The 7,911-nt window shown below is 47.1% G+C and carries 5 protein-coding genes, 7 tRNA genes and 1 rRNA gene (1 of these 13 running past the window's edge); 3 read left to right on the forward strand and 10 right to left on the reverse strand.

Annotation, left to right across the window (positions count from 1 at the left end; genetic code table 11):
* Positions 1-131: 131 nt before the first annotated feature.
* Entirely contained in the window at positions 132-563 is a 432-nt protein-coding gene (locus V5J77_RS22180) for an NEAT domain-containing protein (protein ID WP_338553021.1), read from the reverse strand.
* Between the two features lie 18 nt (positions 564-581).
* Positions 582-1,610, reverse strand: coding sequence for a heme uptake protein IsdC (isdC, locus tag V5J77_RS22185; protein ID WP_338553022.1), 1,029 nt, complete (start codon positions 1,608-1,610; stop codon positions 582-584).
* Between the two features lie 535 nt (positions 1,611-2,145).
* Here isdC and V5J77_RS22190 point away from each other — a divergent pair.
* From V5J77_RS22190 to isdG, 3 genes are read left to right on the forward strand one after another with little or no spacing between them, the layout of a single operon-like run.
* Positions 2,146-3,114 (forward strand): ABC transporter substrate-binding protein, encoded by a 969-nt coding sequence (locus V5J77_RS22190; RefSeq protein ID WP_338553023.1) that lies wholly within the window; start codon positions 2,146-2,148, stop codon positions 3,112-3,114.
* On the forward strand, positions 3,111-4,109 hold the full coding sequence (locus V5J77_RS22195; RefSeq protein WP_338553024.1) for an iron ABC transporter permease: 999 nt from the start codon (positions 3,111-3,113) through the stop codon (positions 4,107-4,109). Before V5J77_RS22190 ends, V5J77_RS22195 begins: the two co-directional genes overlap by 4 nt.
* Positions 4,106-5,224 (forward strand): heme oxygenase, encoded by a 1,119-nt coding sequence (isdG, locus tag V5J77_RS22200; RefSeq protein ID WP_338553025.1) that lies wholly within the window; start codon positions 4,106-4,108, stop codon positions 5,222-5,224. The genes V5J77_RS22195 and isdG overlap by 4 nt, the downstream gene beginning before the upstream one ends.
* Positions 5,225-5,407: 183 nt before the next feature.
* Here isdG and V5J77_RS22205 read toward each other — a convergent pair.
* From V5J77_RS22205 to V5J77_RS22240, 8 genes are all read right to left on the reverse strand, one after another.
* A tRNA-Pro gene (locus V5J77_RS22205) sits at positions 5,408-5,484 on the reverse strand.
* A 9-nt stretch (positions 5,485-5,493) separates the two neighbouring features.
* Positions 5,494-5,568 (reverse strand) — tRNA-Gly (locus V5J77_RS22210).
* Between the two features lie 9 nt (positions 5,569-5,577).
* Positions 5,578-5,664 (reverse strand) — tRNA-Leu (locus V5J77_RS22215).
* Between the two features lie 19 nt (positions 5,665-5,683).
* Positions 5,684-5,759, reverse strand: a tRNA-Thr gene (locus tag V5J77_RS22220).
* Positions 5,760-5,773: 14 nt separating this feature from the next.
* Positions 5,774-5,850 (reverse strand) — tRNA-Asp (locus V5J77_RS22225).
* Positions 5,851-5,866: 16 nt separating this feature from the next.
* Positions 5,867-5,942, reverse strand: a tRNA-Val gene (locus V5J77_RS22230).
* Positions 5,943-5,951: 9 nt separating this feature from the next.
* A tRNA-Glu gene (locus tag V5J77_RS22235) sits at positions 5,952-6,026 on the reverse strand.
* 84 nt (positions 6,027-6,110) lie between these two features.
* A 23S ribosomal RNA gene (locus V5J77_RS22240) occupies positions 6,111-7,911 on the reverse strand; it runs 1,133 nt beyond the window's last position.

Below are 7,911 nucleotides of genomic sequence, written 5' to 3' on the forward strand. Positions count from 1 at the left end.
TCCACTATCTCTATGTCTCGCTTGCAAAACCTTGTAATTCCCTAACATGCTGATTTACCCGGCAAAAGAACGGTCTGGTTAAATCAGACCGTTCTTCTTACTCTATCTTTGTTTAATTTGTGCGAATGCTCTTACAGATCCCAACCGAATTTGATGTCGTGAACCGTGTTATAGCCATTTGGGTAGCCTGGGAATGGCGGCACTGTAACGTGGATTTTAGCAACAGTATCAACATTCAAATTATTTACTACGAAAGTAAATTCTTTATCACCGTTTGCAAGAGTAGTTGCATTAACAACCGTGTAAGAAGAACCGCCATCATTGGAAATGCTCAGCGAGTTGATGTAGCTGCCGCCGGAGAAGGACAAAGTAACGGTTTTATTATCCGATGCAAGGCTTGCTGGACTGTTTGCGTATGCGTCAGCATAAGAAACGGTACCGTCTGGCTTCAAAACAGTGAAGTTCAGCGAAGTTGCTGCAAATGCGGAGCCTACTTGAACAACCAAAGCAACAGCCATAACCAACAGCATCAAAGGCATCATTTTTTTGAACGATTTAATCATAATTATAAACACTCCCTATTATTCGTTTTTGGTTTTGGTTTTGTTTTTACGATACACATACATAGCAGCTCCTGCTAAAATAACGATACCAATAACCGCAAGTGGCGTCGCCCAATGATTGGAGCGCTCTTGAAGCGGTTCTACCTCTGCCGCAGCTTCTACAGAAACGGTATCCGCTGTATTAGCACTGCCTGCATCCTCAGCCGTCACTTCGCCCTCGGCGGCACTGGCAGCTTCAACAGCTTCGTCTGTTTCTGCTTCTAATACTGCCTTCTCCACTTCCTCTGGTGAAGCCATTGCCTCCTTTGCAGGAGCAGTTGCATCAGTTAACGCTTTTGGAGTCGTTACAGCTTCAGGAGAAGCACTTGCTGCTGCTTCCTTAGATTCTGTCGATAATGGGGCAGCGCTTTCCACTACACGGCTGTCAGCTGTACCTTTTTCTTCGGCAGCAGGTGACGTTGCTTGAGCAGAAGCCTTTGGTGCTGCTGTAGCTGCTGCCCCGGCATTTATATCCTTAGCAGGTGCCTTCGTCGCTTTCGGGGAAGCAGACACCTTAGGAGTCGGTGTAGCAGTTGGCTTTGTTTCCGCAGATGCTGCAGGTTTGGGAGTTGCCTCCGTTATCGCTGGAGTTTCTGCCTTGCTTACAAGCTTCAGGCTGCTCGAATCAAACACAAAACGTATAGTGTAGTCATGATCATAATCAATATCTGGAACTGTGACATGAATTTTAGACAGCATCGCTTGGGACAAATCGTCAACGCTGAACTGCACAACCCGCGTATCATTAGCCTTACTGCTGCTGATTACCTTCGTGTTCACGTAACCTCCACCGCCAGGAACTTTAAACTCTGTTACCCAAGCACTATGATTAATTTGCAGCTGCACTGTTATTTTCCCGTTTTCAACGATAGCCTTCGCAGGCTTTTCCCAATAATCATTTGCCATAGATGCAGATTCATCTTCAGCCTTCTTGATGACGTAATCAATCGTATATGTACCGTCTACCATGCTCTGCGCATAAGCTGCCGGTGCTGCAAGAAGAATCATAAAACAAACAATTAAGAAAGCTGATATTGGGAGTTTACGAATGAAGTCTCTCTCCTCCTCTCCTGTCGTATGGAAAAAATAGTTTAGAAAAGGTAGACAACAATCAAGCTAATGATTATCATTATCAATTGAGTGCCAAAAAAAATACCTTCTCTTCCCCTCTCCTAAGTCTGCTCACCATGCCCTTCACAGCTCTTAAGAATGTCTAGCAAATGCTTTCTCAGCTGCTCGACAACTTGATATTAACGTAATTGCATTAATTTTGTCAATCACTTATTTTAATAATTTTTGTTTTATTTTTCTTTATATGATTTCAAACCTTGAGGTATGATACATATTTTACTGATAAAATATATTTATTTTATACTAACACATTAAAATATGATAATTTTCAATTCAAATTTTATGAATTTAATTTTTCAATGCTAATATTATTTTTCTATATATTGTTTATCCCTTATTGACATTGATTATCATTTACAATATCATTATTTTAATAATAATAATCATTATCATATCGGATTGGGAGGATTATATGAAAATTTTATACCCTGCAATGCTGGCTCTGCTTCTCTTAGCTGCAGCAGGTTGCTCGCAAACGGTTGATTCGAATGCTCTACAGGGGGTTACAAGCAATGTTGAAAAACAGAATGCCATAGCCATAACCGATTTTGCAGGAAGGCAATTAACATTTGCTGCTGTCCCTTCGCATATTGTAGCGTTAAGCAACGGTGAAGCCGATATTATTTATGCCCTTGGGGGAACTCTCGTTGGCCGCCCTACCTCCTCCGTTCCATTGAGCAACGAAGAAGCAGAGGCCGTCCAGCAGATTGGCTCTACTCACGAGGTTGATTTGGAGAAAATCGCCTTTTTGAAAGCGGATGTCGTTCTGGGCAACAATCCTATGAATACAAAGGATATCCCCACTATTGAAAGCATTGGAGCCAAAATGGTACTCTCCTCTGCCCACTCTATAGACGATATTAAAAAGCAAATTACGCTTTTAGGCCAGCTTCTTCAGAAGCAGCCGCGCGCGGAAGAGCTTATTGCCGAAATTGACGATAAGCTTAGCCAAATTGCTGTCGATGCCAGCACGAACAAGACACGAGCTCTCTTAGTGTACGGTGCTCCTGGTACCTTTATGGCTGCACTGCCCAACTCCCTCAGCGGCAATATTTTGGAGATGGCTGGCGGAGAAAATATTGCTTCCGACTATGAAGCACTTCAAAGCTATCCCCAATATGCCCAGCTCAACTCTGAGAGAATTATACAGTCCAATCCGCAAGTTGTCATGATTATGACACATGGCAATCCTGAGCAGGTAAAGGATGCCTTTCTTAAGGAAATGCAAAGCAATGCAGCCTGGAATGGATTAGATGCTGTCAAAAACAATGCTATCGAAGTGCTGCCTGCCGAGCTGTTCGGCACAAACCCGGGAACCCGTATAACGGATGCGCTCACCCTTATGATTGAAATGCTAGATCGAGAGAAGAAGCAGCCATGAATAAAACAGAGCGAAGCCGCCGGCGCAAATGGTCGATCATCATTGCGCCTCTTATTTTGCTGCTCGTTACTTATTTCGGTCTCGTTTACGGCTCTGTCCCGATTACGTTAAAAGAGATTGGCCAGGTACTCACCTCCGATGCCGATCCCCGTTACGAAACCATTATTATGAATTTAAGAATGCCCCGTGTCATTATAGGCCTGCTGGTAGGCGCTTGCTTAGCTGCTTCAGGTGCTCTATTACAAGGTGTCATGCGCAATCCTCTGGCCGATCCCGGCATTATCGGGGTTTCGGCTGGCGGCGGTCTTGCCGCTGTCATCACAATGGTTGTCCTTCCGCAGCTTGGCTATATGCTGCCAATAGCAGCCTTTTTAGGCGCGAGCTTTACTTGCCTGCTGATCTATTTGAGCGCATGGGACAAAGGAACCTCGCCTATCAAAATCGTGCTAGCAGGCGTAGCCATTAATGCACTGCTCGGAGCTGTAACAAATGGACTTATGGTCGTCTACAGCGACCGTGTACAATCGGTTCTCCCTTGGCTTGCAGGTGGGCTAAACGGAAGAAGCTGGAGCCATCTCTCCTTCATGGCACCTTATGCCATAGTCGGCCTGCTGCTCTGCTTCCTTGCCATTAAGCCTGCCAATGTGCTGCTGCTTGGCGATGACTCCGCTCAACTGCTTGGACAAAAGGTTCAAATCCAGCGCTTTCTGCTCATCATTTTGGCTGCACTATTAGCCGGTGCTGCCGTCAGCGTAGCTGGATTAATCGGTTTTGTGGGGCTCGTCGTCCCACATGCCGTTCGTTTAATTATCGGAGACGACTACCGCTTTCTCCTTCCGCTTTCTATCGTCGGTGGAGCAGCATTGGTCGTTTTAGCAGATACATTCGCACGTACCTGGTTTGATCCGATTGAGCTTCCTGTAGGCATTCTTCTCGCCTGCCTAGGGGCACCATTCTTTCTCTACTTATTACGCAAAAAGGGGGCAATTCGATGAATGCTGCTATCCACATCGAAAATGTAGGCTTATCTGTTGGTGCTTTTGAAATGGAAGATGCCAATATGATCATTCCTACTGGGAAAATCACGGCCATTGTAGGTCCTAACGGCTCTGGAAAATCAACCATGCTCAAGGTCATTACCAAGCTGCTTACGCCAGATAAGGGCGAAGTATTTATTAATCAGAAGCCGCTTAAAAGCTACAAATCCAAAGAATTTGCCAAGGATATTGCGATGCTTACTCAATCCAAAGAAATGATTCCTGATCTAACGGTGCGTGAGCTCGTTTCCTTCGGGCGTTCACCTCACAAGCCTCTATTCAAAAACAAAATGACGTACGAAGACAACGACATCATAGATTGGGCATTAACCATTACTGGCACGAAACGTTATCAGCATCAAATGTTTTACACTTTATCTGGAGGTGAACAGCAAAAAGCGCGAATCGCCATGGCGTTAGCGCAAAAAACAAATATTCTTCTGCTCGACGAGCCTACTACTTTTCTCGACATTGCACATCAATTTGATGTACTGGAGATGCTTCAACAAATTAATCGGGATTATCAGATTACAATTGTTATGGTTTTACATGACCTCCAACAAGCAGCAGCATACTGTGACCATATGATTGCTATGAAACGCGGATTAATCGCCATGACAGGCGAGCCCCAAATGGTTTTAACCTCGGAGTTTTTAAAAGATGTTTACAACATGGATGCCCGTATCAAATTTGATGAGGGCTATCCTATTATTATCCCAAATCCAAGAAAAAATCAGGAGGATACTAAAATGATTATTGTAACGAATGCATCCCATATTACAAAAGGCAATGCCCATAAGCTGATCGAGCGTTTCGATCGTGTCGGTGACGTAGAGAAAGCAGAGGGCTTCCTTGGTCTTGAGGTATTGTTGACAGAGAAAACGAAGGACTATGAGGAGGTATCCATTGTGACGCGTTGGAATACGAAAGAGGACTTTAATGCTTGGACTCGCAGCGATGCTTTCCGTGATGCCCATTCCCGCCGCGGGGGAACACCGGACTATATTATCTCCAATACGATTACATTCTACGAAGTCAAAGTCATCAGAAACCCAATTGCTGCGGTTAATTAGCCCACGGCTTTAATCAATTAGTTGTGTTCCTATAAAAAAGAAGCTTGCAGAGCCACTCTTCACGTGGGATTGCAAGCTTCTTACGTATATAAGCTATCGCTCTTATGTGTTGCTTCCAAATAAAAAAGCCTGCTCTTGCGCTTCAATTGCTGTGCAAGTTCAGACATACTGTAAAACTTATAATGGTCGGGACGACACGATTTGAACATGCGACCCCCTGGTCCCAAACCAGGTGCTCTACCAAGCTGAGCTACGTCCCGAAATAAAAATGGAGCGGACGACGAGATTCGAACTCGCGACCCTCGCCTTGGCAAGGCGATGCTCTACCACTGAGCCACGTCCGCAAAAAAATATGGTGCGGTCGAGAGGACTCGAACCTCCACGGCTGTTACACCACTAGAACCTGAATCTAGCGCGTCTGCCAATTCCGCCACGACCGCATATTTTTTTTGAAAAAGATGGTGCCGTCGAGAGGACTTGAACCCCCAACCTACTGATTACAAGTCAGTTGCTCTACCAATTGAGCTACAACGGCATAGAATGAAAGAATGGCGGAGCTGACGAGATTCGAACTCGCGGTCTCCTGCGTGACAGGCAGGCATGTTAGGCCTCTACACCACAGCTCCGTATTCAAAATCATAATGGTGGAGGCTGAGGGGATCGAACCCCCGACCCTCTGCTTGTAAGGCAGATGCTCTCCCAGCTGAGCTAAGCCTCCGAAATAATATGGTGACCCGTAGGGGACTCGAACCCCTGTTACCTCCGTGAAAGGGAGGTGTCTTAACCACTTGACCAACGGGCCATGATCATGCTTAAAATCAATCAATGTACGTTGCACATTGAAAACTGGATGCGAAAGACAAGCTCTGAACCTTTAGCGTGTTATTAGGATAAGCCCTCGACCGATTAGTATTCGTCAGCTGCACGCATTGCTGCGCTTCTACCCCGAACCTATCAACCTCGTCGTCTTCAAGGGGTCTTACTAAATTGGGAAATCTCATCTTGAGGGGGGCTTCGCGCTTAGATGCTTTCAGCGCTTATCCCGTCCGTACTTGGCTACCCAGCGGTGCTCCTGGCGGAACAACTGGTACACCAGCGGTACGTCCATCCCGGTCCTCTCGTACTAAGGACAGCTCCTCTCAAATTTCCTGCGCCCGCGACAGATAGGGACCGAACTGTCTCACGACGTTCTGAACCCAGCTCGCGTACCGCTTTAATGGGCGAACAGCCCAACCCTTGGGACCTACTTCAGCCCCAGGATGCGATGAGCCGACATCGAGGTGCCAAACCTCCCCGTCGATGTGGACTCTTGGGGGAGATAAGCCTGTTATCCCCAGGGTAGCTTTTATCCGTTGAGCGATGGCCCTTCCATTCGGTACCACCGGATCACTAAGCCCGACTTTCGTCCCTGCTCGACTTGTTGGTCTCGCAGTCAAGCTCCCTTATGCCTTTGCACTCTCCGAATGATTTCCAACCATTCTGAGGGAACCTTTGGGCGCCTCCGTTACATTTTAGGAGGCGACCGCCCCAGTCAAACTGTCCACCTGACACGGTCCCCGAACCAGTTTCATGGTCCTAGGTTAGAACTCCGATACGATCAGGGTGGTATCCCAACGTCGCCTCCACACAAGCTGGCGCTCATGCTTCAATGGCTCCCACCTATCCTGTACAGATCGTACCAAAGTTCAATATCAAGTTACAGTAAAGCTCCATGGGGTCTTTCCGTCTTGTCGCGGGTAACCTGCATCTTCACAGGTATTAAAATTTCACCGGATCTCTCGTTGAGACAGCGCCCAAGTCGTTACGCCATTCGTGCGGGTCAGAATTTACCTGACAAGGAATTTCGCTACCTTAGGACCGTTATAGTTACGGCCGCCGTTTACTGGGGCTTCGGTTCACAGCTTCGGGTTACCCCTAACCGCTCCCCTTAACCTTCCAGCACCGGGCAGGCGTCAGCCCGTATACTTCGCCTTACGGCTTCGCACAGACCTGTGTTTTTGCTAAACAGTCGCTTGGGCCTTTTCACTGCGACCCCCTCGGGCTATTCACCCTACCGAGGTACCCCTTCTCCCGAAGTTACGGGGTCATTTTGCCGAGTTCCTTAACGAGAGTTCTTCCGCGCGCCTTAGCATGCTCTGCTCGCCTACCTGTGTCGGTTTGCGGTACGGGCACCTTCACCTGGCTAGAGACTTTTCTCGGCAGCCGGAGTGCATGACCTTCGCTACTGTAATTTTCGCTCCCCATCACAGCCCAGCCTTACGATGAGCGGATTTGCCTACTCATCAGCCTCACTGCTTGGACGGACTATTCCATCAGTCCGCGTCACTGCCCTTCTGCGTCATCCCATTGCTCATAACGGTTTACGGTGGTACAGGAATTTGAACCTGTTGTCCTTCCACTACGCCTTTCGGCCTCGCGTTAGGTCCCGACTTACCCTGAGTGGACGAGCCTTCCTCAGGAACCCTTAGGCTTTCGGCGGACAAGATTCTCACTTGTCTTTTCGTTACTCATACCGGCATTCTCACTTGAATACAGTCCAGCACTCCTTACGGTATACCTTCAACCTATATTCAACGCTCCCCTACCCAAGTACCATTCGGTACATGTCATAGCTTCGGTGGTGTGTTTAGCCCCGTTACATTTTCGGCGCAGAGTCACTCGACCAGTGAGCTATTACGCACTCTTTA

It is taken from the genome of Paenibacillus sp. KS-LC4 (genome assembly GCF_036894955.1).
In the GTDB taxonomy this organism is placed as follows: Bacteria; Bacillota; Bacilli; order Paenibacillales; family Paenibacillaceae; genus Pristimantibacillus.

Coding starts and splice junctions, on each gene's coding strand:
- V5J77_RS22180 (WP_338553021.1), bottom strand. CDS start 563: ATGATTAAATCGTTCAAAAAAATGATGCCTTTGATGCTGTTGGTTATG.
- isdC (WP_338553022.1), bottom strand. CDS start 1,610: ATGATTCTTCTTGCAGCACCGGCAGCTTATGCGCAGAGCATGGTAGAC.
- V5J77_RS22190 (WP_338553023.1), top strand. CDS start 2,146: ATGAAAATTTTATACCCTGCAATGCTGGCTCTGCTTCTCTTAGCTGCA.
- V5J77_RS22195 (WP_338553024.1), top strand. CDS start 3,111: ATGAATAAAACAGAGCGAAGCCGCCGGCGCAAATGGTCGATCATCATT.
- isdG (WP_338553025.1), top strand. CDS start 4,106: ATGAATGCTGCTATCCACATCGAAAATGTAGGCTTATCTGTTGGTGCT.